The following is a 25,745-nucleotide window of genomic DNA, read 5'->3' as shown; positions in this document are numbered from 1 at the left end:
CTTGCCCGATAATTCTACAACCGCATTGGCATGACGACATAGGCCGCCGCCCGGCTGGCGCTATCTTCGATCTGCACGCTGGAAACGGAATCGGTCAGCAGTAAACGCACCCCTTCGCACTTCAGCGCGTTCAGCACATCCAGCACGTAGCTAACGTTAAAGCCAATTTCCATCTCGGTGCCGTCGTACTGCACATCCAGAATTTCTTCCGCTTCTTCCTGCTCTGGGTTGTTAGCAGTAATTTTGAGCTGATTCTGAATCAGATGCAGACGCACACCGCGGAATTTTTCATTCGATAAAATCGCCGCACGGGAAAAGGCCTGCTTGAGCAGATCGCAGCTGGCTTCCAGCGTTTTATCCGGGTTCTTCGGCAATACGACGGCGATAATCCGGGAAGCGACCATCAACCAGCTTTGAGGTGAAAATGAAATCGCCGACATGCGCGCGAATGTTGTTGCTGCCGATTTGCAGCTGCAGCGGCGTATCACCGCCATCTAACAAACGCACCAGTTCCATCACGCCTTTACGCGGCACGATCACCGAATGTGACGGTAAAGATTGTCCAACCGGCATAGAGCAAACCGCCAAACGGTGACCATCGGTCGCGACCGTGCGCAGCTCTTCGCCTTCGGTTTCAAACAGCATACCGTTGAGGTAGTAGCGGACATCCTGATGCGCCATCGAAAACTGCGTCGCTTCGATCAAACGCTTCATCGTCGCCTGCGGCAGAGAGAATTCAACCTCGCTCTGCCAGTCGTCCAGATTAGGGAAATCCGCTGCGGGCAGCGTGGACAGCGAGAAACGGCTGCGGCCAGAGCGCACCAGCATGCGATCGCCATCCAGCATAATCGTGATTTCCGCGCCTTCCGGCAGACCCCGGCAAATATCAAACAGTTTGCGGGCAGGGACGGTCGTGGCACCCGGCTCATGCGGCTGCGTCAGCGCAACCTTCGCTACCATTTCCATTTCCAGATCGGTACCAGTCAGCGACAGAGCGCCTTCCGTCACCTGAATCAGCAGGTTGCCCAGAATCGGTAAAGTCGGTCGGCCGCCCAGCGGGCTGCTGACCTGTTGTAATGGCTTTAACAGACGTTCGCGTTCAACAATAAATTTCATAGTGTTATGACGATAGTGTTCTGATTAAATTGGAAAAATCTTCTTTGATGTCGTGGCTTTCTTCACGCAACTGCTCAATCTTGCGGCAGGCATGCAACACCGTCGTATGGTCACGCCCGCCAAAGGCATCGCCGATTTCCGGCAGGCTGTGATTCGTCAGTTCTTTCGCCAACGCCATCGCCATCTGGCGCGGACGCGCCACCGAGCGGGAACGACGTTTAGACAGCAGGTCGGCTACCTTGATTTTATAGTATTCCGCCACGGTCTTTTGAATATTGTCGATAGTAACCAGTTTTTCCTGCAACGCCAGCAGATCGCGCAGCGCCTCACGCACAAAATCAATGGTGATCGATCGGCCGGTAAAATTGGCATTCGCGATAACGCGGTTCAGTGCGCCTTCCAGCTCACGCACGTTAGAACGCAGGCGTTTGGCAATAAAGAACGCCACTTCACCAGGCAGACGGATGTCGTTTTCATCCGCTTTCTTCATCAGAATCGCCACGCGGGTTTCCAGCTCTGGCGGTTCAATCGCGACCGTTAATCCCCAACCAAAGCGGGATTTCAGGCGATCTTCCACGCCGTTGATCTCTTTCGGGTAGCGGTCAGACGTCAGGATGATTTGCTGGTTGCCTTCCAGCAATGCATTAAAGGTATGAAAGAACTCTTCCTGCGAACGCTCTTTATTAGCAAAGAATTGGATATCATCGATCAGCAGCGCATCAACAGAGCGGTAGTAGCGTTTGAATTCCTCAATCGCATTGTTCTGCAACGCTTTAACCATATCCTGCACGAAACGCTCGGAGTGCATGTAAACCACTTTCGCATTGGGTTTGCGGGCAATGATGCCATTCCCCACCGCGTGCAATAAGTGTGTTTTACCCAAGCCAGTGCCGCCATACAGAAACAGCGGGTTATACGCGCCGCCGGGGTTATCAGCCACCTGACGCGCCGCTGCACGGGCTAACTGGTTCGATTTACCTTCAACGAAGTTATCAAACGTATGCTTGGGGTTCACATTCGAACGGTAAGTATGCTCTGCCTGTACAGGCGAGTTATCCCAGCTTGGCCGTACCGGTGCCGAACGCACCGGCTGTTGCCGCGCAACGCTGACAGGATTGTGGTGCGACTGCGCAGGCTGGCTGACGGCCTGAACCAACGGTTTGCTCCCCACCTCGAAACGCAGTAAAGGGGCATCCATCCCGCAGAAATCATTCAGCAGGACATTGATATTATTTAAGTATTTATCACGAACCCAATCCAGCACAAAGCGATTGGGGGCGTAGAGCGCCAGAGTGTTATCACTCAGCTCCGCCTGCAACGGGCGTATCCACATACTGAATTCTGTGGCAGGTAACTCATCCTGCAAACGGGCAAGACACTGCTGCCAAAGCGAAAGTGACACGGCGGACTCCACTCGAACAAGAACGATCAAAAAGAAAAGAATAAGACGTTAATTATGTGACTCATGATTTTTTGGCGCCTGCGTCATCCACGATTGTTTGATTGATTGCTTCATTCACAATACAGACAGCAGACACACCACGTAGCGCGGCGGTTTACTCCGACGATCCCGTCAAAAGGATCGCTAACGGAACCGCGGATCATAACCTAATCCGCCGAAGAGATCTTCCCCTTCTGCACAGTTTCGATCCTTTTTATCCACAGGCTATTCTTATCACAACACCCCGCAACACGGCAGAGGGGCGGCTAGCACACATTTTATCCGCCCGCGATGAAGCGCCCCCAAGCATACTCTCGGAGGCACGATCGTTACGGTGACATCGATCATGATCTTGTCGGACAGATCGTTGGAGGATCCTTGCGCTTTGCAGCAGAGTCCGTATAATTCCCTGCCCGCGCGTCTACGCCTTTTCTGTGCTCTGGCAGGCAGAAATTCCAAAAATAATCGGAATGGCTGGCGTGTTAAGTGTGATGTTAATTGACTCAGGACTGTACAATTATTACAATCCTGCCTCTTTCCGTTATATAGCTGTGATATGCGATTGAGGCGTCGGTCATTTTTTCACGCCGAACAGCCAAACGCGTTTACTGTGAAGTTATAATTTTCCAAGTTTAGGTAGAAATCGCCATGAAACGCACTTTCCAACCGTCCGTACTGAAGCGTAACCGTAGCCATGGTTTCCGTGCTCGTATGGCCACCAAAAATGGTCGTCAAGTTCTGGCCCGCCGTCGTGCGAAAGGCCGTACTCGTCTGTCTGTTTCTAAGTAATAAAAGCTAACCCACCGAGTGGTTAAGCTAGCATTTCCCAGGGAGTTACGTTTGTTAACTCCCAGTCATTTCACTTTCGTCTTCCAGCAACCGCAACGGGCTGGCACGCCGCACATCACCATTCTCGGCCGCCTGAACTCGCTGGGGCATCCCCGCATCGGTCTTACCGTCGCCAAAAAGCATGTAAAACGTGCTCATGAACGCAATCGGATTAAACGCCTGACGCGCGAAAGCTTTCGCCTGCACCAACATTCATTGCCCTCAATGGACTTTGTGGTGCTAGTGAAAAAAGGGGTGTCTGAACTGGATAACCGTACCCTGACGGAAGCATTGGAAAAACTATGGCGTCGGCATTGTCGTTTGGCTCCCGACTCCTGATCGGGTTGATACGCGGTTATCAACTCGTGATCAGCCCGTTGCTCGGACCGCATTGTCGGTTCCGGCCAACGTGCTCGCAATACGGTATTGAAGCAATACGCAGGTTCGGCATGATAAAAGGCTGTTGGTTGACGCTTAAACGCGTATTAAAATGCCATCCTTTGAACCCTGGTGGTGATGATCCCGTACCGCCAAAAACCGACAATAACAGAGAACATTAACGATGGATTCGCAACGCAATCTTCTTCTCATCGCTCTGCTATTCGTAACCTTTATGCTTTGGCAGGCTTGGGAGACGGATAAAAATCCGCCAGCAACCACGCAGGCCATACAGCAGGCGACGAACGCAGTGACCGGTGACGCTACCAACCAGGGCGTACCAGCCAGCGGTCAAGGCAAACTGATCACGGTGAAAACCGATGTGCTGTCGCTGACAATCAACACGCGTGGCGGTGACATCGAGCAAGCGCATCTGCTGGCTTACCCGGACACATTGGGTTCAGATAAACCTTTCCATCTGCTGGAAACCACATCCGAGTTTGTCTATCAGGCTCAGAGCGGTTTGACTGGCAAAAACGGCCCGGACAACCCGACTAACGGCCCGCGTCCGCTGTTTACCACCACGCAAGATAGCTTCGAACTGGCAGAAGGTCAGAACGAACTGCGCATCCCGATGACGTACACCGGGGCTGACGGCGTAACCTACACCAAAACGTTCGTTCTGAAACGTGGCGACTATGCACTGAACGTTGACTATAGCGTCAACAACACCAGCGCTCAGCCTCTGGAACTCACGTTGTTCGGCCAGTTAAAGCAATCTATCGAATTACCTAAGCACCGCGATACCGGCAGCAGCAACTTTGCACTGCATACTTATCGTGGCGCAGCGTTCTCTTCCAGTGAAGACAAGTACAAAAAGTACAGCTTCAGCGACATGGACGAAAACCTGAATGTCACCACCAACGGTGGCTGGGTGGCGATGCTGCAACAGTACTTCGCAACCGCGTGGATCCCAACGACGGCAGGCGCTAACACCTTCTATACCAGCAAGCTGGGGAACGGTCAGGCCGCTATTGGCTTCAAATCCGCTCCGGTTGTGGTTGCCGCAGGTAGCCAGCAGGATCTGAAGACTACCCTGTGGGTTGGCCCAGAAATTCAGGACAAGATGGCTGCTGTCGCACCGCATCTGGATCTGACTGTAGATTACGGCTGGCTGTGGTTTATTTCTCAGCCGCTGTTTAAGCTGCTGAAATTCCTGCACAGCTTTATCGGCAACTGGGGCTTCTCCATCATTGCCATTACCTTTATCGTGCGCGGTATCATGTACCCGCTGACGAAAGCGCAATACACCTCTATGGCGAAAATGCGCTTGCTGCAGCCTAAACTGCAGGCGATGCGTGAACGTATTGGTGATGACAAACAGCGCATGAGTCAGGAAATGATGGCGCTGTACAAGTCAGAGAAAGTGAACCCGCTGGGCGGCTGCTTCCCGCTGCTGATTCAGATGCCAATCTTCCTGGCACTGTATTACATGCTGATGGGCTCCGTTGAACTGCGTCACGCACCGTTCGCTCTGTGGATTCATGACCTGTCTGCACAAGACCCGTACTACATTCTGCCGATCCTGATGGGCGTGACGATGTTCTTCATCCAGAAGATGTCACCAACCACCGTGACCGACCCAATGCAGCAGAAGATCATGACCTACATGCCGGTCATCTTTACGGTCTTCTTCCTGTGGTTCCCGTCAGGTCTGGTTATGTACTACATCGTCAGCAACCTGGTTACCATTCTCCAGCAGCAGTTGATCTACCGCGGTCTGGAAAAACGTGGCTTGCATAGCCGCGAGAAAAAATAATCCGGTTGATGGCTAACCGATAGAAAGCGTAAGGCGGTCATTGACCGCCTTATTTTTTTAATGGCTGTTTTATCAGTCAACGATACGTAAAATAGCCTGCCAGACAGGCATCAATGCAGAGAGAACATCATGAGTAATACCGACACCATCGTCGCCCAAGCCACGCCACCGGGACGCGGAGGCGTGGGTATTTTACGCATTTCAGGACAGGCGGCCGCAGACGTGGCGCATGCCGTTCTGGGTAAGCTGCCCAAGCCACGCCACGCCGATTATCTGCCGTTCCGTGATGCCAACGGCACCACGCTCGATCAGGGCATCGCCCTCTGGTTTCCTGGCCCGAACTCCTTTACCGGCGAAGACGTGCTGGAACTTCAGGGTCACGGCGGTCCGGTTATTCTTGATTTGCTCCTGCAACGTATCCTGACGCTGTCTAATGTGCGGATTGCGCGTCCTGGCGAGTTCTCTGAACGCGCCTTTCTGAACGACAAACTCGATCTCGCGCAGGCGGAAGCCATCGCCGACCTGATTGACGCTAGCTCGGAACAGGCCGCTCGCTCAGCACTAAACTCTCTGCAAGGCGTATTTTCAACCCGTATAAACCAGTTAGTGGAAGCACTCACTCACCTGCGAATCTACGTCGAAGCTGCCATCGACTTCCCAGATGAAGAGATCGACTTTCTCTCCGATGGCAAAATTGAAGCACAGCTCAATGGCGTGATGGCCGATCTGGATGCTGTCAGAGCCGAAGCGCATCAGGGTAGCCTGCTGCGGGAAGGGATGAAGGTCGTGATTGCGGGTCGTCCTAATGCCGGTAAATCCAGCTTACTCAATGCGTTAGCCGGTCGTGAAGCCGCCATTGTGACGGATATCGCGGGAACCACGCGCGACGTATTACGCGAGCACATCCATATCGACGGTATGCCGCTGCATATCATCGACACCGCCGGGCTGCGCGATGCCAGCGACGAAGTCGAACGCATTGGTATTGAGCGCGCCTGGCAGGAAATCGAACAGGCCGATCGCGTGCTGTTCATGGTAGACGGCACCACCACGCAGGCGACTGAGCCTGAGCAAATCTGGCCAGAATTTATGGCGCGCCTGCCAAAAACGCTACCGATTACCGTAGTACGCAATAAAGCTGACGTGACTGGCGAAACGCTTGGCATCGAAGATGTGAATACTCACTCACTTATCCGACTGTCCGCTCGTACAGGTGAAGGCATCGATACGTTGCGCGACCATCTCAAGCAAAGCATGGGATTCACCAGTAATACAGAAGGCGGCTTCCTGGCACGACGTCGTCATCTGCAAGCACTGGAACTGGCTGCACAGCACTTGATTCAGGGGAAAGAACAGCTGGTGAGCGCCTACGCGGGCGAACTGCTGGCAGAAGAACTGCGGCTGGCGCAGCAGTCCCTGAGTGAAATAACCGGCGAATTCACCTCTGACGACCTGCTAGGCCGTATTTTCTCGAGTTTTTGTATTGGGAAGTGATTCGCCATCCCCGATATTACCCGTCGGGGAAATTACTCCCATCCGCTCATGAGCCGTCTCGATCTGGCCTGCAACCCGGCCAGAATTGCCTCACTGATATGAGTAGGAAAATCCACAGGCAGTTGGCTTCCAACAGTCGTCATGACGGTCTCAACGGTGTGGGCAAACTCCACCAGAATGTTTTCCATCGATTCTCTGGCAAACCCAACGACCTTCGCCGTCTGGAAAAAATGTCGGGGAAAGATCTGCTCAATCGCATATTTCTTGCCTCTTGAGCCAGTTAATCCCATCGCCAGTTTGGCCTCTCTGCGGTCAATTCCCCGTCCGCCCATCGCCGGATACATAGAGAGAATGTCATAGAAAGGCGTGAGTCGATATCGCCCCTCAGATTCAATAAACAGGGAAAAGTTTTTCGCATGACCATCCGTTGCAGCCAATAGCCAAAACAGTACCTGAGCCTGCATAAAGCGATAACGATCTCTTTCTGGATCAACCGAACCCAATAGAAACGACATAATGGCGGAAATACCCGGTCCACCATGATTTTCATATTTCAGTGCGGAAGGAACGTTTAATACCTGACAAAAATCCTCTTGTGGTAGCCGCATAATCCAACTGACATCCGAAGCGTATTTACGATCAAAACGCTCCACCGCCAACGCCTTTATCTTGCCAGCGTTGATCATAAAACAGTGCGGCACTGGCAGCCCAAATGCCTTGGCAATGAGCAAACACAGGTACTCATTTTCAACGCTGTCAGACATATCAATTGAGTAAGAGTGACTCTCGATTTTACCAATCGGTAGCTTGATGATGTGGGTAGTTGGTGTGGCATTGCTAGGCAGGCACCAGTGATCATCCAGATAAAGCAGCGCCGTCTTTTCCTGTGCACCTGCGATAGAAATACGAAAATCGTCTTCTGCGTCAATCATCCCCAGCGGGGCATCGGACAGATATCCGGTCAATATGTTTTCAAGCTGCTGCTCGGATAAGGTTTTGTATTCGATCTTTTTTATATCGTGCACAGGTGTACCCTGCGGCACTAATTGCAACGCCCCGACACTGTCTTGCCCCACTTTAGCCAGCAGATCAAACGGTTGGGTGGAATCCGCGTGATGCCTGGCGACAATCCGTCTTCTGATATCCGGGTTATCCGGCAACAAATTGTCGAAGAAGTTATAAACTTCATCGCCTTGATAGGGCTGATGACGTAGCGGCATAGAAAGCGAAATGGGGCGACTCCCCGGCAATCCGAGCCAGTTCGCATCATAGGTAAAATGATGTGCCCCACTGCCCGTTTTGGTCAGAACTCCCACCCGATAGCCGTTCATGTAAACATCGAGCACAGCCATTACCATTCTTCCTTCCAGGCTGATGCAACAGAGGCTTCGTTATTGGTGTTGTCCGCATTCCTGGGCGTAACAGTAAGTTCTAAATTCAATGCCGACAGGATTTTAAAGAAGGTTTCCAGCTTAGTGGAATCAGGATGTTGCTCGAAACTGGATACCGTATCCTGGCGAATACCCACTTTACTGGCCACTTTCCCTTGTGAAAGCTTCTGCGTGATACGGACATCTTTCAGATAGCTGCTAAGCTGCTTGCTGTTGGTGATCTTCATCATCTTATCCTACCGGTTATAGGCGGTAGAATAAATATTACACGCTTTAGCAGGTAAAACAAGAATGACACGCTATAGCCGTTAATTATGTATTTACCGGCTAAAGCGTGTAAGCAGAACAGTGGGAAACACACCTTGTGACGGGTATATAAGCAAACCACGAGCCTAGGTTAAAACGATCCCATGGACCGCTCGCCCTGTTTGTTTATGTTCGTGTAGCCCCGGAAATACCAAGGGCTACACGGTGTATAGCGGGGTGAGATTGTTGGCACTAACGCTTTCTCACCCTCGATGGTATTTACCGCAAGCTTGTTTTGAAAAATTGCTCAAACTTATCAAACGGTATTTTTCCTGCCTGATTGTCGTACAGGTCCACATGATTGGCGCCCGGTATCACTACCAGTTCTTTACGCTTGCTGCCGATTAATTTGTAGGCATCTTCAGCAAAATAGCGCGAGTGAGCTTGTTCACCGGTGACGACCAATGTCGGGATAGTAATTTCGCTCGCATAGCTCAGGAGCGGCATATTCATAAACGACAGCGGCATCGTCGCATTCCAGGCGCCTGTCGAGTTGACAGAACGTTCATGGAAGCCACGAGGTAATCGGTAGTAGTCAAAAAACTCTTTCAGTACTGGATGTGGGTTTTCTGGCAACGCTTCGGGCAATATACGGTTACCAGCAGTGACTTTCCCGTCTTTATCCACAGAGATATCGTGACCGCCCGGAGCAAAAGTACCACTTTCAGCATCTTTCCAGCGCTGGTTGTTGAGGTATTGCAATACCGCTCGGCGATCGGCGGTCGTATAGCGATCCTTGCCGTCACCCACACCATGACCCATCGCACGGCTCATGTCGTACATCACGCTGGTGGCAACGGCTTTCACCCGCGTATCGGCTGCCGCCGCATTTAACGCCATGCCGCCCCAGCCGCAGATGCCCAGTAAGCCAATCCGGTTGCGATCGACCTCTTTTTGCAGGCCAAGGAAATCAACGGCTGCACTGAAATCTTCGGTGTTGATGTCAGGCGAGGCAACGTTACGTGGTTGGCCGCCGCTTTCACCGGTATAGGAGGGATCAAACGCCAACGTGATAAAACCTTGCTCGGCCAGCGTTTGCGCATATAAGCCGCTTGATTGCTCTTTCACTGCGCCAAAAGGCCCACTCACAGCGATGGCGGCCAGTTTACGATCGCCCCGATTTTTCGGGATATAAAGATCGCCCACCAGGGTAATACCGTAACGGTTCTGAAAGGTAACTTTACGGTGGTCGACGTTATTGCTTTGAGCAAACGTCTTATCCCATTGCGTCACCATGGAAACGGGCTGATTAGGATTGGCGTCTTGTGCATACGTCATAGTGGAAACTCCAGTTAACGCGACACTCAGTAACAAAGCAGACGCGATGGCTGTCAGCTTCTTAGGAAGGACATTCATGATAAATTTCCTTTAAAAACAGAGTATTGATTCGTGGTTGTTTGGTATGGGTTTGGTGGTTTTGTGACCCATGAGATTTATTTTAGTTAGAACAACCGGTGATGATTAGACGCTTAAATTAGATAACATTAATGTTCATATGTTATAAATATTTGTAGTGAATCGCTCAAAAGCGAGACAATTCCAGTCTGAACGTATGGGTGTGGATGAACATGACAGGCCGAGAAAACTACAACGATCTCTACGTGTTTATGCTGGTTGCGCGTGAAGGCAGCTTTACCAAAGCAGCAAGCCTGCTTGGTTTGGCTCAGTCTGGTGTCAGCCGCACAATACGCAATCTGGAAAATCGTCTGGGCGTGCAGCTCCTGACGCGGACCACCCGCAAGCTATCGCTGACGCAAGCGGGTGAGCAACTTTACCGAACCACGGTGACCAGTTTCCAATCACTGGATATCGGCCTGACTACGCTTGCTCATTTCCGTGATACTCCTTCAGGCACCGTACGGATTAACGCCAGCCAGCACGCGATTGATAAGGTGCTGCTGCCCAAGCTGGCGATATTCAGACAGCTTTATCCCGATATTCGGCTGGAACTCATTAGTGAAAGTCGCTTTGTCGACATCATCAATGAACGGTTCGATGCGGGCGTACGGTTGGGTGGCGAAGTCGATGAAGGCATGATTGCCGTGCGCATTGCGCCTGGTATGGAGATGGTTGTCGTCGCAACACCAGACCACTTTTTCCATTACGGCTTTCCACAAACGCCAGCCGATTTAGCGGTGCACCCTTGCATTGCCTATCAGTTTGCTGATGGCAGCCTTTATCAGTGGGAATTATGGCAGGAAGGCAATCAGATAAAACATCGGCCACAAGGGCAGTGGGTGTTTTCCGATAGCTACATGGAGGCCGCAGCGGCAAGGCAGGGACTAGGACTGGCCTATGTTCCAGAGGAGCTGGTAAGAGAAGATCTGGAGCGTGGCACGCTTATACGTGTACTGACACGCTATAGCCACCGTATGGCCGAATTACACCTGTATTATCCCCATCGTAATATGTCGCCAGCGCTGAGAATGGTGGTAGATACATTGCGGATATAAGCGAATGACGTCACGCAATAAACTCTCATTGATTTAAAAGCAATCGGCCCAGAATGATCTCCGGGCCGATTTTTAAGCATTACTTTTTAAGTGTTATTTCAGCGTCGCTTTCACGACGGCTGACAGCGGCGTGGTTGGGCGACCGATCAGGCGGCTCAGCTGCTTACCGCCATCAAACAGACCGCCTTTGGATGCACCAGTGTCTGAATCCGCAATGATCTGCGCGAAACCCTCAGGCAGCCCGGCTGAAACCAGCGCGGCGGCAAACTCCGCTTCGGACAGGTTTTGATAACCGATATTTTTGCCAGATTGTTTGCTGACTTCCGCCGCCAGTTCTGCCAGCGTGTAAGGCTCGTCACCAGCCAGTTCGTAAACCTTGCCGGCCTGCCCTTCCTGCGTCAGCACCGCGACCGCAGCGGCGGCGAAGTCTTCGCGCGTTGCTGAGGCAATTTTCCCCTCGCCTGCGCTACCGATAAACACACCGTGTTCCAGCGCTGCAGGGATGCTGGCCGCGTAGTTTTCGGTATACCAGCCGTTGCGCAGCAGGACATGCGGTAAGCCAGATTCTTTCAAAAGTGCTTCGGTCTGCTGGTGTTCTGCCGCCAGCGCCAGAGGCGATTTATCCGCGTGCAGCAGACTGGTGTACGCCACCAGTTTCACACCGGCTTTCACCGCCGCATCGATGACATTGCGGTGCTGTACCGCACGCTGACCCACTTCGCTAGAAGAGATCAGCAGCACCTTATCCACACCTTGCAGCGCGGAAGCCAGCGCTTCTGGCTGATTGTAATCCGCGGCTTTCACCTGCACGCCTTTTGCAGACAGATCGGCAACTTTATTGACATCACGCACCAGCGCCACGATGTCGCTCGCCGGAACCTTCTCTAACAGTTGTGCGATAACCAAGCGGCCCAGTTGGCCGGATGCACCAGTAATAGCAATCATCTCGAGCTCCTTTTATTGACTGTCTTTATTAACCGTCTTTTGTTAACCGTATTTTATTAACAGAGACTGGCTGGCATAATATCGGCAAAGCTAACTTTAAGTAAGTACATACATAAAGGTAAGTATAGTGAGTCAACCCAAAACGCCCATCGATTTATTGCCCCCCATTCTGCCAACCGGCAATGTCTTCGCTGAGAAATGTCCGTCTCGCCAGATACTTAACCACGTCACCAGCCGTTGGGGCGTACTGATTCTGATCGCATTACTTGATGATACGCATCGCTTCAGTCAACTGCGTCGACGGATTGGCGGCGTGAGCGAGCGCATGCTGGCGCAGACCCTGCAATGGTTGGAAAGTGATGGTTTTGTCCTGCGAACGGCCTATCCGGTTGTCCCGCCACATGTTGAGTATAGCCTCACCCCATTAGGCAAAGAGGTGGGTGTGCGGGTAAAAGAGCTGGCGATATGGGTCGAAGGGAATCTGGACGACATTATGGCGGCACAGCAGTCAGGCGAACAATAATCCATCAAACCATAATCAATGCACCTCATGGACAGAGGTGCTGACTCAGGAAGCAGTGCGCTCGGGTAACAGGCGGGAAATATCGGAGAAAATGGCTTTCCAGGTCTCGTCATCGACCGCCATAAAGCCAAAATAGCGCAGCAGGAATGCCCCTTCGGAGGCCAGAAACGCTAGCCGAGCATCTCGCCCTTCCTGCGAATTCAGGTCAAGCCCGGACAACTGGCTGTCATACCACGCCTGCGATCTAGCAAGGTGCTCAGGTGTATTCAACAACGAGGCCATCATGCCCGCCGCTCGATCGCCTTCTGCGGCATCCGTCCGATAAGTGATGTCAACGTGCGCACGTACTCTGGCTTCCCGACTACCATCCGTACCAATGCACACAGCGGCCATCTCATCAAACTCATCTTCCCAGCGCTGATACATCGCGTGAATCAGCTCGTCTTTCGTCCCGAAACTCGACTGAATACCGCCTTTTGTCACGCCAGCAGCTTTAGCGACCGCATCGATTGTCAGCGCAGCCGTTCCCTGCGTGCGGACAATCTGCTCCGCCGCATCCAACACGCACGCACGATTAATGCTCTTATGACGCCCCATGTCTTCCCCATTTTAAAATACGTTTGTATTTAAAAAGCAATTCTATATCATCAGAACGCTATCCAACAGATGAAAAATAGAAGTTCAAGGTAGAGATCTTGCTATGCAATCACCAAAGAAGTGGCTGACCCTGGCCATTGTTTCCAGCGCACTGTTCCTGATTGTTATCGACATGACGGTGCTGTACACCGCACTCCCAACACTGACTCACGACCTGCACGCTACTGCATCGGAAAAGCTGTGGATCGTTAATATCTATGCGCTGGTTGCCTCCGGTTTACTGCTGGGGATGGGCACGTTGGGCGATAAGCTGGGCCATAAACCTCTATTTATTTCTGGACTGGTGGTCTTTGGTGCGGCGTCACTGTTTGCCGCTTATTCGCCCACACCCAGTATGCTTATCGCTGCCCGCGCGCTGCTCGCGGTCGGTGCCGCAATGATGATGCCTGCCACACTGTCGATTATTCGTCTGACCTTTACTGATGAACGGGAACGCGCACTGGCGATCGGTATCTGGGCTGCGGTGGCATCCGGCGGTGCGGCGTTTGGCCCCGTGATGGGCGGGATACTGCTTGAGTACTTCTGGTGGGGATCGGTTTTCCTCATTAACGTACCGGTCGTTTTGCTTGCGCTTATCATGGGAATCACCGTGATTCCACATCGGCCGGGCAACGCCTCCCACCGCTGGGATTTCATCGGTTCCCTATTAATCATGGTGGGTTTGATTGGTATCACCTATGCCATAAAAGAGCTGGGCAAGCGGGTTCCATCTTATGAGGATGCGCTAATCGCTCTGCTTATCGGCGTGGCTTTCATTACCCTGTTCGTTCGACGTCAGCGTAACAGCAAGCATCCTCTGGTCGATTTCTCTCTCTTCCGCCTGCCCCCTTTCAGCGCGGCTGTAGCCGCAGCTATCGTGGCCGCTGCCGCCTTGATCGGAATGGAGCTGGCTTTCACCCAGCGGTTACAATTAGTGCTCGGGCTGTCTCCGCTAGAAGCGGGGTTGTTTATTTTACCGCTGTCGCTGGCCTCCTTTATCTCTGGCCCGTTAACCGGAAAGATACTGCCGCGCGTGAATAGCGGGACAATGCTAGCCGCTGGCCTGTTGATTTCGGGGCTCGGAATGGGAAGCTATCTGCTGCTGCACAATGCGCCCACCATTATCCAAATCATCAGCCTGACCGTTATTGGCGCAGGCGTGGGCTCCACCATGACGGCCGCATCGAGCACTATTATGCAGGTTGCGCCAGCGTCAAAAGCGGGTATGGCAGCGTCAATCGAAGAAGTGTCGTATGAATTAGGCGGCGCAACGGGCGTGACGCTGATGGGCAGTTTGCTGTCTTTCGCTTATTCCGCAACGTTTATGCTGCCCGTTGGGTTTGCCGCGCCGGACACCGCGTATGACAGTCTGGACGAAGCGTTAATTTTTGCCGAATCCTTACCGGAAAATATGCGGCAGATGCTTACCACACAGGCCCATTCTGCCTTTGATTCGGGTTTTTCCATTGTGCTGGCCGCAGCCACGCTGATCCTGCTGCTGACCGCGGCCTTCGTCTGGACAACCCGCAATAGTAAACAGCATCGTCATTCAGGCCGCTGATGTATAGCACCACCAGCTCATTGGTTAAGACAATAAAAAACGCCGTTCAATCACGAACGGCGTTGATGATTTAGCGACGTATTACACTATAACAACGTACTGCAAGGTAACGGTGTACGACCTGGAAACCTAGTAGGTTTCTTTACCGTATTGCAGTGAACGAGGCCCGTACAGCATACCGCGTGAATGACCCGCTGCCAGCAGGCGCGCGCTGGTCACGCCAGCAACATCGTGGCCTTTGTCGGAGATGGTGTCCGCAATCTGGTTCACCGCAGCCTGCACCAGAATACCGATGATGCCGCCGTTAGCGTTTGATTGCTGCTCGTTGCTGGATGCCGTTGCGCTTCCGCTCCACAGCAGTTTTCCGGTACGCAGATCAACCAGACGCGCATCCGCAGACACGCGGGTTTCGCTATTAATCACGATGTATGACGTGCCGTACTCTTTTACGTCCAAATACAGCGCAGCATCAGCACCAAAGATTTGCTGCAGCTTCGCGGTACTCAACGCATGAATATCCGACGCCGTCACCAGACCATTCTGCTTGAATGTCTCTTCCACAACCGCGACAGGGAATACATAGTATCCCGACTCTGCCAGCGGATAGGTGACCTGAGAAAGCAGGCTATAGCTCGCTTTCACATCCGGAGAATGGTTAACCGGTGGCAATACCAGAATGGACTTAGGCTTGCTCTGCTTAAATGCCGTGTAGTCATAAGGCACGGGTTTAGCACAGCCGGTCAGCACCAGCGCAAAAACCAGACCACATAATCCTAAGAAACGATTCATTTAATGCTCCCTTTATTTTTACTCAACAGGAAGTCCATAAAAGGTGCTGATTCAGGGAATTTCGCTTTTTCAGTTTCAAACTGTTGGCGAGCTTCACTATCACGGCCAGTATTGGCGTACAGCAACCCAAGTTGAGCATAGAGTCCCGGCGGGACAGGTTTATTGGCGGCTTTGGCTTTTTCGATCGATTCATTCAAAGCAAGAATCTGCTGCTCAGGGCCGACTTTATCCTGTTGATAATAATCATAAAGTGCAGGCTGATATTTGTCCCAGCTGTAAATCGTTTTTGGCGCGGATGCACAGCCTGCTAATACTGCCGCTGCCAGTAGCAGGACAATTTTCTTATGAGATAACATGGTTATATTCCTATTCCATTAGTTCGCTGGGCGCCAGGCACCACTTTCAATTCCTGCAACCAGATTATTGACGGCCTCACGAATCGCCAGATCCAGCACTTTACCGTTCAGCGTAGAGTCATAGCTGGCCGTACCGCCGAAACCGATAATTTCACGGTTGGACAAGGTGTACTCGCCCGCGCCTTGTACGGAATACACGACTTCAGAGGTTTGTACGTTCACCACGTTCAGCGTGGTTTTTGCGTAAGCAACCTGTGTTTTACCGCGACCCAGAATGCCCCACAGCTGATGGTCACCCACTTCTTTGCGGCCAAACTCGGTCACATCGCCGGTAATCACATAGCTAGCGCCTTTCAGCGTCTGCGTTTGTCCTTTAATACCCGCTTCCGCCTTCAGCTCTTCCATGTTGGTACGATCCAACACATTAAAGCGGCCACTCTGCTGGAGATGGCTAACAAGAATGGTTTTGGATTGATTACCTAAACGGTCAACGCCATCAGAAAAAATACCGTTCATGTAGTTAGAGCGGTTTTCAAATTTTCCGATGGAAATCGGGCTGCGAACACCCTGATAAGGCGTACTGTAAGAAGTAACTTTCTGTGCTTCTACGGTACGGGAAGACTCTGTGGCACATCCGCTCAATAATGCAGCTGACATGAATACAGAACAAAGAACGATTTTTTTATTCATAACACTATCCCTTAGTGACAATCCATTAACCTGAGCAACGCTCTGTTATTGATTCATAATGAAAATGCCGCAAACACGCTATTTAGCCGCAACATTGTTTTGATGCATGTAAATAGCGCCCAACATTATGAGGGGAGTAAGTAAAAGTAACGAGTTATTTCATGGGGAAATTAACAAAAATAATGAAAACCAGAATGTTTACCCGAGATAAACCACTGTAAACCAGACAAAAAACAAGGTTATATACAACCAGACCATTACTTTCACATAACATTACAACTCACTGAAACGATTCAATAATTTTATTAGTAACACGTGTGAGATTTAACATTAACCGACTTTTTACCTGCTCTATATCAAGGTCAGGGTGTTATCCAACTATTAGGATAAAGGCCACGATCGAGGGATCCAGAGTGGGAAAAGGTAATGAACCGATTTGTTATTGCCAGTACTCAAGACTGTATGGGGTGCCATGCATGCGAAATCGCCTGTGTCATTTCACACAATGACGAGCGCTATCCCGATAGCGCCGCGGTGTTTCAGCCCAGAATCAAAGCATTCAACACGCCAACGCTGCGGGCTGCCGTGACTTGCCGTCACTGTGAAGATGCTCCCTGCGCCAGCGTGTGCCCAACACAGGCCTTGATCAGAAAAGACAATAGCATTCAGCTCGTTCAGGAAAAGTGCATCGGCTGCAAAAGCTGTGTACTGGCTTGCCCGTTCGGCGCGATGTCCATGGTGACAAGCCCTGTAGACAACAGCACCATCGCCCACAAATGCGATCTCTGTGCCGATCGTCCAGAAGGGCAAGCGTGCGTAGAAGCCTGTCCAACTCAAGCCTTACAGCTCGTCAGCGAGCAAACGCTAGCGGCCCGCCGTCAGGAGAAACAGCAAGTGATGGCGCTGCGTTCCTCGGCTCACTGGCAGCGTGAAACACCCGTGCTGAAAACGCTGACAACCCATCCGCTCAGTAAGCGAAAAAACTGGCCGCGCCGGGATGCCGAGAAAAAGCCGCTCACCCAGAGAACATCCACATTTGATGAAATCTATCATGGCTTCTCCATGCAGCAGACGGAGGATCAGGCAGACCGCTGCCTTTCCTGTGGCAAACGCGCGATCTGCGAGTGGACCTGCCCGCTACATAACAATATTCCTGAATTGCTGAGTCTGGCAAAACAGGGGCGGATTCTTGAAGCCGTAGAGCTATCGCACCAAACCAGCAGCCTGCCGGAAATCTGTGGCCGAGTGTGCCCGCAGGATCGGTTATGTGAGGGAGCCTGTACGCTGGGCAAGGAGTACGGGGCGATTACCATCGGTAACGTTGAACGCTACATTACCGACACTGCAATAGAAATGGGCTGGTCGCCCGATATGACGCAGGTTGTTTCCAGCGGTAAACGCGCGGCGATCGTCGGTGCTGGCCCAGCAGGGCTAGCCTGTGCCGATGTGCTAGCCCGCAACGGTGTACAGGCTGTGGTGTTCGACCGCCACCCGGAAATTGGTGGGCTGCTCACGTTCGGGATTCCGTCGTTCAAGCTGGATAAAGACGTCATGATTCATCGTCGTGAAGTGTTCAGCGCCATGGGAATCGACTTCCAGCTGAATACCGAAGTGGGGAAAGATATTTCTCTGGCTCAGCTGCTGGACGAGTATGACACCGTGTTCCTCGGCGTAGGCACCTACCGATCCATGAAGGCCAACATTGATAATGAAGAGGCTCCCGGCGTCTTCGACGCGCTGCCGTTCCTGATCGCCAATACCAAACACGTCATGGGGCTACCTGAATTAGAGGATGAACCTTATATCTCAATGGCGGGCAAACGCGTCGTGGTGCTCGGCGGTGGCGATACCGCGATGGACTGCCTGCGCACGTCCGTTCGGCAGGGCGCAGCATCCGTCACCTGCGCGTATCGCCGCGATGAAGCCAACATGCCCGGCTCGAAAAAAGAGGTGAAAAACTCCCGCGAAGAAGGCGTGGAGTTCCTGTTTAACGTTCAGCCACAAAAAATCTGCCTCAATGAACAGGGCGAAGTATGCGGCATTAGTCTGGTTCGCACTGAACTGGGCGAGCCTGACGCCAGCGGCCGTCGCCGTCCGCGCCCTATTCCTGGTTCAGAATTCGTGCAGCCTGCGGAAGCCGTGATAACCGCATTTCGGCTTTCAGTCGCACAGCATGCCGTGGCTGGAAGACGCCGACGTCGGTCTGGATAACTGGGGATACATCACCGCCCCACTTGATAGCCAGATACCTTGCCAGACCAACCATCCGCGTATTTTTGCTGGTGGCGATGCCGTACGCGGTGCCGATCTGGTCGTGACCGCCATTGCCGACGGGCGCAAAGCCGCATTGGGAATGATTGCGACGATGGGGCTGACCGCCGTCACGGGAGCCATTCCCGCACACCCGCAGCGCCCCGAAAGGCACGCAACCCGCGAGGAGCTCCGCTCATGAATCAATTTGTTATCGCCGAAGCAGAAAAATGTATCGGCTGCCGGACCTGTGAAATCGCCTGCGCGGTGGCTCATAGCGGTGGTCAAAGCGCACAGCTGCGGCCTTCTCACTTCTTTCCCCGCCTTAAGGTCGTTAAAAGCGCCAGCGTCAGCGTCCCCGTTCTCTGCCGTCAGTGTGAGAACGCCCCCTGTGCCAGCGTATGCCCGAATGACGCGCTGGTGCGCGATCGAAATAGCGTCCAGGTTATTCAGTCCCGTTGTATCGGCTGCAAAAGCTGCGTGGTCGCCTGTCCTTTCGGGGCCATCAATGTGGTGACAAAAGCGTCGAATGACGAGGGGGAAGCCCCCCTCACGCAAAGCGAGGTTCACAAATGTGATTTGTGCGTGGATGTTGCCCAGAGCCCTTCCTGCGTCAGCGTGTGTCCGACGTCGGCGCTGCGATTAGTAACAGCGGATGAGTTGCGCAAGCAGACGCTGGAAAAACAGCGGCGTTCCGCACTGGGGTGGCAGAGTCATTAAAACAGACTGGAAGGTGGCGGACAGGGAAGGATCGCCACAAAACATACGATGCAGAAAATTCGGTGTGCCTAATTAATAATTATCGCCGATTTATCCATCGATTTTTCTTTAGATCACATATTAGTCTGATAATATGCATTGGTAATGCCTGATAGGTTCCCATCTTTTATCACGATCACGGAGTGAACAATGACCTGCCATTTTGTCAGGTGGACAAGCACGGAAGCGCTTCCTGACTTACAAAGACTGCCCGATAGGCTCATCTCATCAACACAAGGTTTTTCAGCCAAACGCCGCGAGCGTTATCTGAAGAGTCGAGTGCTGCTGGCTGAGATGATGTTCTATTTTTTCGGCTATCCGCTGTTGCCCACGCTACTCGTGTCCCCTGAAGGACGCCCTTATTTTGCCGATCCCAATATGCCCAATTTCAGCATCGGCTATGCAGGCAATACTATCGCCATCCTCCTGAGCGAAGAAGGCAGCGTCGGTATGGATATCGAAATCGTTCATGTCAGGCCAACAAATCAGGTCGTCCCACAGATGCAGGCGCAGACACAGGCCGAACAGGCGTGGATCGACGCGCAGCGCGATCCGTTGGAGGCAGCAACGCAGCTATGCACCATCCGCCAGTCATTGATGAAGATCCCTGGCGTGAACAGCCACCCTCCCAATAACCTGAAACTCCACCCCGCCTCTGGCAGGTTGCGTTCAACCTGCACCCCCGCCGTAGAAGTAATGAGCGATGTTGATGATTACCTTGCCTGGGCCTGCGCCCATATCCCCACACTTAACCGATTAATCATGTGGAAATACACGTCGGCAACGGGCATGAGAAAGTCGGGGGAAATCCTACAGCAGCAGCGCCAGTCTTTACGCTATATGAAATTAACCAGCCATACGATAGAAAAAGCCATCTCTACCGCCTCACAGTAGCCAGCCGCCTTGTCGCAGGCTGAGGCTCCGGGAAAGCCCCGGAGCCACGAACATATTAATGCCCGTCGATAAACACGATTTTCAGCAGGAACAGCAGCGCAACCACGACCACGCAAGGGCTGATTTCACGCCAGCGGCCCGTCGCCAGCTTCATCACGCAGTAAGAAATGAAGCCCAGCGCGATCCCTTCAGTAATAGAGAAGCTGAATGGCATCATCACCGCGGTAATAAAGGCCGGAACGGCTTCCGTCAAGTCATCCCACTTCACGCGCGCCAGGCTGGACGTCATCAATACGCCCACGTAAATCAGTGCTCCAGCGGCCGCATAGGCAGGCACCATCCCCGCCAACGGCGACAGGAAGATCACCAGCAGGAACAGCAGACCCACAACCACAGCCGTCAGGCCGGTACGTCCGCCCACGGATACGCCAGAAGAGCTTTCAATATAGGCGGTAACGGATGACGTCCCGATAAATGAACCGGCCACAGAGCTAACGCTATCAACATACAGCGCCTGCTTCATGCGCGGGAATTTACCGCGAGCATCAACCAGACCGGCTTTATCCGTCACGCCAATCAGCGTACCGGAGGAGTCAAACAGGTTAACCAGCATGAAGGAGAAGATAATGCCGGACATCCCGAGGTTCAGCGCCCCGGCCAGATCAACCTGACCCACCACCGACATTACGCTCGGCGGCATGGAGAACACGCCAGAATACGTCACATCGCCCAGCAGCAGGCCAATCGAGGTAGTTACCACGATAGAGATCAGTACCGCGGCGTGAATATTACGTGAAGCCAGCGCCACAATAATGAAAAAGCCCAGCGCACCCAGCAGCACGCTGTGTGACGTCAAATTACCAATCGTCACCAGTGTTTCAGGGTTAGGAACGATAATACCGGCGTTTTTCAGGCCCATCATGGCAATGAACAACCCGATACCGCTGGCGATACCCAAACGCAGGCTAAGCGGGATATTGGCGATCATCCAATAGCGAATCTGGAAGATAGTCAACAACAGGAAACCGATTGCGCCCCAGAAAATAGCACCCATCGCAACCTGCCATGGCAGACCCATCGCACCGACGACGACAAAAGCGAAAAACGCATTCAGCCCCATTGCAGGTGCCAGCGCCACAGGCAGGTTAGCCAACAGCCCCATCAAAATGCTGCCGAATGCCGCAATCAGACAGGTGGTCACAAAGACCGCTTTGGTATCCATCCCCGCCACACCCAGAATCTGCGGGTTAACAAAAACGATGTAGACCATCGTCAAAAACGTCGTGAAACCGGCAATCGTTTCCGTACGTGCTGTCGTGCCGTGTTGTTTAAGTTTAAACACGCGCTCCAGCAGGCCTTGCTCGGTAGCAAGACCGGGTTGTGATTTATTCATTAGTAACAATCCAAAGAAGGGAATAACTGTCGTCGGGTATCCTATAACAAAACGCTGTGTTTTTACGTTGATCCCACGTTTTTTTTCATCGAATAAGAACAACCTATTAACGTCATCGTTTTCTCTCGGTTAAATCCCCCCAATTTTACGCAAGATAGCGCTAAAAATGGCTTTGCAGGTCGCAATATCGGGTCAATTGGTTAAAGTAGGAGCTTCATCTTTTATTTCATCGATAAGGATTGGTCATGCCCCGTATTGAATGCGTCTTCTTCGACTGTGATGGCACGCTGGTTGATAGCGAAGTGCTGTGTTGCCAGGCTTATGTGAATATCTTCGTCCCGTATGGGGTGAACTTATCGCTGGAGGAGGTGATAAAAACCTACAAGGGCGTGAAGCTGTACGAGATTATTGCCCGCATCAGCCAGCAGCATGGCTTAACCGTATCGGTAGACGATGCGGAGCGTCATTTCCGGCAAGAGGTGAAGCGTCTGTTCGATGAATTCCTGCAACCTATCGAAGGTGCGCGTGAGTTAGTGCAGTCCATCACCGTTCCGATGGCCGTGGTGTCCAATGGTCCGGTCAGCAAGATGCAGCATTCGCTCGGCCTGACGCATATGCTCGATCTGTTTGGCGACCATCTCTACAGCGGCTACGATCTGAAAAAATGGAAGCCCGATCCAGCGGTGCTGTATCACGCCGCCGAGCAGTTACAGCTTCCCATCGAGCACTGCATTCTGGTTGAAGATTCCGCCGCTGGCGTACAGGCTGGCATCGCTGCGGGTATTCCGGTGTTCTATTACTGCGCCGATCCCCATAACCAGCCAATCCATCATCCGCTGGTCACGATGTTCGACGACATGCGCGAACTCCCGCAAATCTGGCGCGAAAAAGGCTGGAATATCACCGAGCAGGAATAAACCACAAAAAGGCTGGTTTGAGGCTACTGACAAAGGTCGCCGAGCGGGAGTAACGGATAGATCGTAAAGACGCTGCAAGTACATCCTTGTACGCTCGGCTTGCGCCATCCATGGCGCAAACGCTTTACTCTTCTATTCCGTTAATCCCGTTTTCGTTCTGCAAATAAGTTTGTCGACAATCTGCAGCGTCAGGCTGGCTTATTCCGCCACCACAGCAGACGCCGTTTCGGCTGCTTTTCCTGCTGGTTAAAACGGGCATTAACCCCGTTAGCCAGCAGTTCCAGCGACAGACAAAACACAAAGTAGACCAGCGCGACAAACAGGAAAACCTCCATCGGGTAGACCATGCTGCGGTTATTGACCTGCGTAGCAAGAAACGTCAGCTCGCCGACGCCGACAATGTAGGCCAGTGAGGTGTCTTTAATCAGGGAAATCCACTGGTTGATGAAGGAAGGCACCATCATCCGCAACGCCTGCGGCAGGACAATCTGCCACAACACCTGCCAGCGGCTTAAGCCCAATGAGAGTCCAGCCTGCCACTGACCGCGTCCAATAGCGACAATACCGGCCTTCACGCCATGCGCCAGGTACGCCGAGGCGATCAACGCCAGCGCACACACCACGGTCGTAATTTCAGGGATATCGACGCCAAAAACGATCGGCAGCAGGAAGTAGGTCCAGAAAATCAGCATGATGACGGGAATCGCACGGAAGAACCCCAGCACCATCGCCAACAGCGCACTCCACCATCCCCGGGACATTGCCAGCGCCACGCCCAAAATCGTACCCAATATGGCAGAGGCTACGCCCGCCAGCAGGCTCATCACCAGCGTCAGCGCCGCGCCACCCAGCGGGCCATCCGGGAACGTGCCCCACATCAAATAGTCGATGTTATCGGTGATAACGGTAAAATCCATCTTAGTGTCTCTCCGCCAGACTACGCTGCTGACGCCACATGCCCCAGCCTTCCATCACCGCAATAATCACGATGTACAATACCGTCGCTACGCCAAACGCCTGAAACGTGCGCAAGGTTTCCGTCTCCACCTGACGCGACGCGTAGGACAATTCAGCGACGCCAATCGCCATCGTCAACGACGAGTTCTTAACGATATTCATGTACTGCCCAAGCAGCGGCGGCAGGGCAATTTTTAGCGCCTGCGGCAGCACCACATAGCGCATGGATTGCCAGCCGGTTAATCCCAGAGCATGCGCCGCGTACTTCTGCCCGTGTGCTACACCGCGGACACCGGAGCGGATTTCCTCCGCAATAAACGCGCTGGAATAGAGCGTCAGCCCGGCCAATCCCGCCAAAAACTCAAAAGAAGGCCACGCTAACGTCGTGCCCAGCAGCGAAAGAGCATGTGGGGTGTTCAGCCATTGCATCATCTCTGAGGGAAAAAGCTGCCCGGCACCGAAATACCAGAAAAACAGCTGCACCAGCAGCGGCGTATTACGAAATAGCGAGCTATAGGCCACCACAACGCCGCGCAGCACACGAATCTGGCTGTCTCTGGCCGCTGCCAACAGAAAGCCCAGCACCGTAGACAGAATGATCGTACTCAGGGAAATGCCCAGCGTGATCAGGAAACCGTGCCACAGCCAGATGAGGTATTGAGGAGCCAACAGCCACGATTCAAGCGATTGCAGCGCCGTATCCATGCGTTTTATCTCTCTTTGTCATTATTACGAGGTATAAATAGAAACGCCCCCTGCAATGCAGAGGGCTGAAGTTGCTGACAAAGTCTGTCGAGCGGAAGTAACGGATAGATCGTAAAGACGCTGCAAGTACGTCCATGTAAGCTCGGATTGCGCCATCCCTGGCGCAAACGCTTTACTCTTCTATTCCGTTACTCCCGTTTTCGTTCTGCAAATAGGTTTGTCAACGGTCTCTGCCCTCTGGGTGCAGAGGGCTGAGATCATAGCACTAGGCGTCAGCTATCAGGATTTAGGTTGTTGATCCAACGGGGCAAAGGTGAAATCGCCGCGCGGCTGGGATGATTTCGTGCTCGGCCCGAACCAGCGGTCGTAAATCGTCTTCGCTTCACCCTGTTTTTCCAGATTAATCAGCGTGTCGTTAATTTTCGCCGTCAGACGCTCTTCGCCTTTCGGGATCCCAACGCCCTGATACTCTTTGGTAATGCTGAACGGAGAGATTTCAAACTCCGCCCTCTGGGCATCAGGCACGTTAGCCAGCAAGCCGACCAGTTTGGCATCATCCTGCGTGATGGCCTGAACGTTGCCGTTACGCAGCGCGGCGAAGGCCAGCGGCGTATCGTCGTAGGAAATCACTTTGGCCGTCGGGTAATGTTCGCGCAGGGTAATTTCCTGCACGGTGCCTTTATCCGCGCCAATACGCAGCGTTTTGATGTCTTCCGGCGTTTTCAGCACACCTTTACGGGCGATGAATTTCTGCCCGGTAGCGAAGTAAGGAATACTAAAGTTAACCTGCTTGGCACGCTCATCGGTAATGGTGAAGTTTGCGGCGATCAGATCGACTTTCTGCGAGCTTAACAGCGGAATGCGGTTAGCCGGATTAGTTGCGCGCAGCTCAACTTTTACGCCCAGCGCCTTACCAATCGCCTCGGCGATATCCACGTCATAACCCACCAGCTTTTTGCTCTGCGGATCGACATAGCCAAACGGCGGATTACTGTCGAAGACGGCAATTTTCACCACGCCCGCCTTCTGAATATCATCTAATTTATCTGCCTGTGCAGCACCAGAAACGGAAGCCAACCCGGCCAATAAAGTCACTGTCAAAATCTGCTTTTTCATTCCCTGCCCCTTAATTATTGCTGTATTA

The 25,745-nt window shown here is 52.6% G+C and carries 24 protein-coding genes and 2 pseudogenes; 12 read left to right on the top strand and 14 right to left on the bottom strand.

Features of this window, described 5'->3' with window-relative positions:
- Positions 1–14: 14 nt before the first annotated feature.
- Positions 15–1,116, bottom strand: a pseudogene (dnaN, locus tag HP572_RS20410) (DNA polymerase III subunit beta).
- Positions 1,117–1,120: 4 nt separating this feature from the next.
- Complete coding sequence (dnaA, locus tag HP572_RS20405; protein WP_010281224.1) at positions 1,121–2,518, bottom strand: chromosomal replication initiator protein DnaA; 1,398 nt, start codon at positions 2,516–2,518, stop codon at positions 1,121–1,123.
- A 687-nt stretch (positions 2,519–3,205) separates the two neighbouring features.
- Here dnaA and rpmH point away from each other — a divergent pair.
- The 5 genes from rpmH (at position 3,206) to mnmE (ending at position 7,076) form a co-directional block, all read left to right on the top strand.
- Positions 3,206–3,346 carry a 50S ribosomal protein L34 gene (gene rpmH, locus HP572_RS20400; RefSeq protein WP_005976668.1) on the top strand — a complete coding sequence of 47 codons (141 nt, stop codon included), beginning with the start codon at positions 3,206–3,208 and terminating at the stop codon, positions 3,344–3,346.
- An 18-nt stretch (positions 3,347–3,364) separates the two neighbouring features.
- Positions 3,365–3,724 carry a ribonuclease P protein component gene (gene rnpA, locus HP572_RS20395; RefSeq protein ID WP_010281235.1) on the top strand — a complete coding sequence of 120 codons (360 nt, stop codon included), beginning with the start codon at positions 3,365–3,367 and terminating at the stop codon, positions 3,722–3,724.
- Positions 3,688–3,945, top strand: a complete 258-nt coding sequence (gene yidD / locus HP572_RS20390; protein WP_010281237.1) for a membrane protein insertion efficiency factor YidD — start codon at positions 3,688–3,690, stop codon at positions 3,943–3,945. The genes rnpA and yidD overlap by 37 nt, the downstream gene beginning before the upstream one ends.
- A 2-nt stretch (positions 3,946–3,947) precedes the next feature.
- The gene (gene yidC / locus HP572_RS20385; RefSeq protein WP_240584171.1) at positions 3,948–5,582 is read left to right on the top strand and encodes a membrane protein insertase YidC; all 1,635 of its coding nucleotides are present in this window, start codon (positions 3,948–3,950) and stop codon (positions 5,580–5,582) included.
- A gap of 129 nt (positions 5,583–5,711) precedes the next feature.
- Complete coding sequence (mnmE, locus tag HP572_RS20380; protein ID WP_205549514.1) at positions 5,712–7,076, top strand: tRNA uridine-5-carboxymethylaminomethyl(34) synthesis GTPase MnmE; 1,365 nt, start codon at positions 5,712–5,714, stop codon at positions 7,074–7,076.
- Between the two features lie 32 nt (positions 7,077–7,108).
- Here the strand turns inward: mnmE and HP572_RS20375 are convergent, their stop codons facing one another.
- From HP572_RS20375 to HP572_RS20365, 3 genes are all read right to left on the bottom strand, one after another.
- Positions 7,109–8,428, bottom strand: coding sequence for a type II toxin-antitoxin system HipA family toxin (locus tag HP572_RS20375; protein ID WP_240584170.1), 1,320 nt, complete (start codon positions 8,426–8,428; stop codon positions 7,109–7,111).
- Positions 8,428–8,694 carry a helix-turn-helix domain-containing protein gene (locus HP572_RS20370; RefSeq protein WP_240585791.1) on the bottom strand — a complete coding sequence of 89 codons (267 nt, stop codon included), beginning with the start codon at positions 8,692–8,694 and terminating at the stop codon, positions 8,428–8,430. The genes HP572_RS20375 and HP572_RS20370 overlap by 1 nt, the downstream gene beginning before the upstream one ends.
- A gap of 298 nt (positions 8,695–8,992) precedes the next feature.
- Positions 8,993–10,129, bottom strand: a complete 1,137-nt coding sequence (locus HP572_RS20365; protein WP_240584169.1) for an alpha/beta hydrolase — start codon at positions 10,127–10,129, stop codon at positions 8,993–8,995.
- A gap of 212 nt (positions 10,130–10,341) precedes the next feature.
- Here HP572_RS20365 and HP572_RS20360 point away from each other — a divergent pair, with 212 nt between their 5' ends.
- Positions 10,342–11,226 (top strand): LysR substrate-binding domain-containing protein, encoded by an 885-nt coding sequence (locus HP572_RS20360; protein WP_240584168.1) that lies wholly within the window; start codon positions 10,342–10,344, stop codon positions 11,224–11,226.
- 93 nt (positions 11,227–11,319) lie between these two features.
- On the opposite strand, the gene HP572_RS20355 is transcribed toward HP572_RS20360, so the two are convergent.
- Positions 11,320–12,171 (bottom strand): SDR family oxidoreductase, encoded by an 852-nt coding sequence (locus HP572_RS20355; protein WP_240584167.1) that lies wholly within the window; start codon positions 12,169–12,171, stop codon positions 11,320–11,322.
- Between the two features lie 127 nt (positions 12,172–12,298).
- Between HP572_RS20355 and HP572_RS20350 the strand changes: the two genes are divergently transcribed.
- The gene (locus HP572_RS20350) at positions 12,299–12,694 is read left to right on the top strand and encodes a helix-turn-helix domain-containing protein (protein ID WP_095993289.1); all 396 of its coding nucleotides are present in this window, start codon (positions 12,299–12,301) and stop codon (positions 12,692–12,694) included.
- A 45-nt stretch (positions 12,695–12,739) separates the two neighbouring features.
- Here HP572_RS20350 and HP572_RS20345 read toward each other — a convergent pair whose 3' ends face one another.
- Positions 12,740–13,291: a TetR/AcrR family transcriptional regulator gene (locus HP572_RS20345; RefSeq protein WP_240584166.1), complete on the bottom strand. Its 552-nt coding sequence runs from the start codon at positions 13,289–13,291 to the stop codon at positions 12,740–12,742.
- A 103-nt stretch (positions 13,292–13,394) separates the two neighbouring features.
- Here HP572_RS20345 and HP572_RS20340 point away from each other — a divergent pair, with 103 nt between their 5' ends.
- Entirely contained in the window at positions 13,395–14,891 is a 1,497-nt protein-coding gene (locus HP572_RS20340) for an MFS transporter (protein WP_240584165.1), read from the top strand.
- A 129-nt stretch (positions 14,892–15,020) separates the two neighbouring features.
- Here the strand turns inward: HP572_RS20340 and HP572_RS20335 are convergent, their stop codons facing one another.
- Genes HP572_RS20335 through HP572_RS20325 form a run of 3 tightly spaced genes read right to left on the bottom strand, consistent with a single transcriptional unit; the run spans position 15,021 to position 16,726 of the window.
- Positions 15,021–15,680, bottom strand: a complete 660-nt coding sequence (locus HP572_RS20335; RefSeq protein ID WP_240584164.1) for a DUF799 domain-containing protein — start codon at positions 15,678–15,680, stop codon at positions 15,021–15,023.
- Positions 15,677–16,036: a DUF4810 domain-containing protein gene (locus HP572_RS20330; protein ID WP_010302423.1), complete on the bottom strand. Its 360-nt coding sequence runs from the start codon at positions 16,034–16,036 to the stop codon at positions 15,677–15,679. Before HP572_RS20330 ends, HP572_RS20335 begins: the two co-directional genes overlap by 4 nt.
- A gap of 18 nt (positions 16,037–16,054) precedes the next feature.
- Positions 16,055–16,726 (bottom strand): CsgG/HfaB family protein, encoded by a 672-nt coding sequence (locus tag HP572_RS20325; protein WP_180776266.1) that lies wholly within the window; start codon positions 16,724–16,726, stop codon positions 16,055–16,057.
- Positions 16,727–17,152: 426 nt separating this feature from the next.
- Here HP572_RS20325 and aegA point away from each other — a divergent pair.
- From aegA to HP572_RS20305, 3 genes and pseudogenes are all read left to right on the top strand, one after another.
- Positions 17,153–19,178, top strand: a pseudogene (gene aegA / locus HP572_RS20320) (formate-dependent uric acid utilization protein AegA).
- Complete coding sequence (locus HP572_RS20310; protein ID WP_240584162.1) at positions 19,175–19,696, top strand: 4Fe-4S dicluster domain-containing protein; 522 nt, start codon at positions 19,175–19,177, stop codon at positions 19,694–19,696. The pseudogene aegA and the gene HP572_RS20310 overlap by 4 nt, the downstream one beginning before the upstream one ends.
- Before the next feature lie 189 nt (positions 19,697–19,885).
- Positions 19,886–20,629, top strand: coding sequence for a 4'-phosphopantetheinyl transferase superfamily protein (locus HP572_RS20305; protein ID WP_094370743.1), 744 nt, complete (start codon positions 19,886–19,888; stop codon positions 20,627–20,629).
- A gap of 55 nt (positions 20,630–20,684) precedes the next feature.
- Here the strand turns inward: HP572_RS20305 and HP572_RS20300 are convergent, their stop codons facing one another.
- Entirely contained in the window at positions 20,685–22,022 is a 1,338-nt protein-coding gene (locus HP572_RS20300; RefSeq protein ID WP_010302438.1) for an NCS2 family permease, read from the bottom strand.
- Positions 22,023–22,267: 245 nt separating this feature from the next.
- Here HP572_RS20300 and yieH point away from each other — a divergent pair, with 245 nt between their 5' ends.
- The gene (yieH, locus tag HP572_RS20295) at positions 22,268–22,939 is read left to right on the top strand and encodes a 6-phosphogluconate phosphatase (protein WP_240584161.1); all 672 of its coding nucleotides are present in this window, start codon (positions 22,268–22,270) and stop codon (positions 22,937–22,939) included.
- Between the two features lie 188 nt (positions 22,940–23,127).
- Here yieH and HP572_RS20290 read toward each other — a convergent pair whose 3' ends face one another.
- The 3 genes from HP572_RS20290 to HP572_RS20280 all read right to left on the bottom strand — a co-directional run bounded on the left by HP572_RS20290 (position 23,128) and on the right by HP572_RS20280 (position 25,717).
- Positions 23,128–23,856: an amino acid ABC transporter permease gene (locus tag HP572_RS20290; protein ID WP_226307800.1), complete on the bottom strand. Its 729-nt coding sequence runs from the start codon at positions 23,854–23,856 to the stop codon at positions 23,128–23,130.
- Between the two features lies 1 nt (position 23,857).
- On the bottom strand, positions 23,858–24,601 hold the full coding sequence (locus HP572_RS20285; RefSeq protein ID WP_240584160.1) for an amino acid ABC transporter permease: 744 nt from the start codon (positions 24,599–24,601) through the stop codon (positions 23,858–23,860).
- Between the two features lie 279 nt (positions 24,602–24,880).
- Positions 24,881–25,717: an ABC transporter substrate-binding protein gene (locus HP572_RS20280; protein WP_240584159.1), complete on the bottom strand. Its 837-nt coding sequence runs from the start codon at positions 25,715–25,717 to the stop codon at positions 24,881–24,883.
- Positions 25,718–25,745 lie beyond the last annotated feature (28 nt).

It is taken from the genome of Pectobacterium sp. PL64 (assembly GCF_022477975.1).
GTDB lineage: Bacteria > Pseudomonadota > Gammaproteobacteria > Enterobacterales > Enterobacteriaceae > Pectobacterium > Pectobacterium jejuense.
This window is presented reverse-complemented; position numbering and strand designations above follow the sequence as displayed.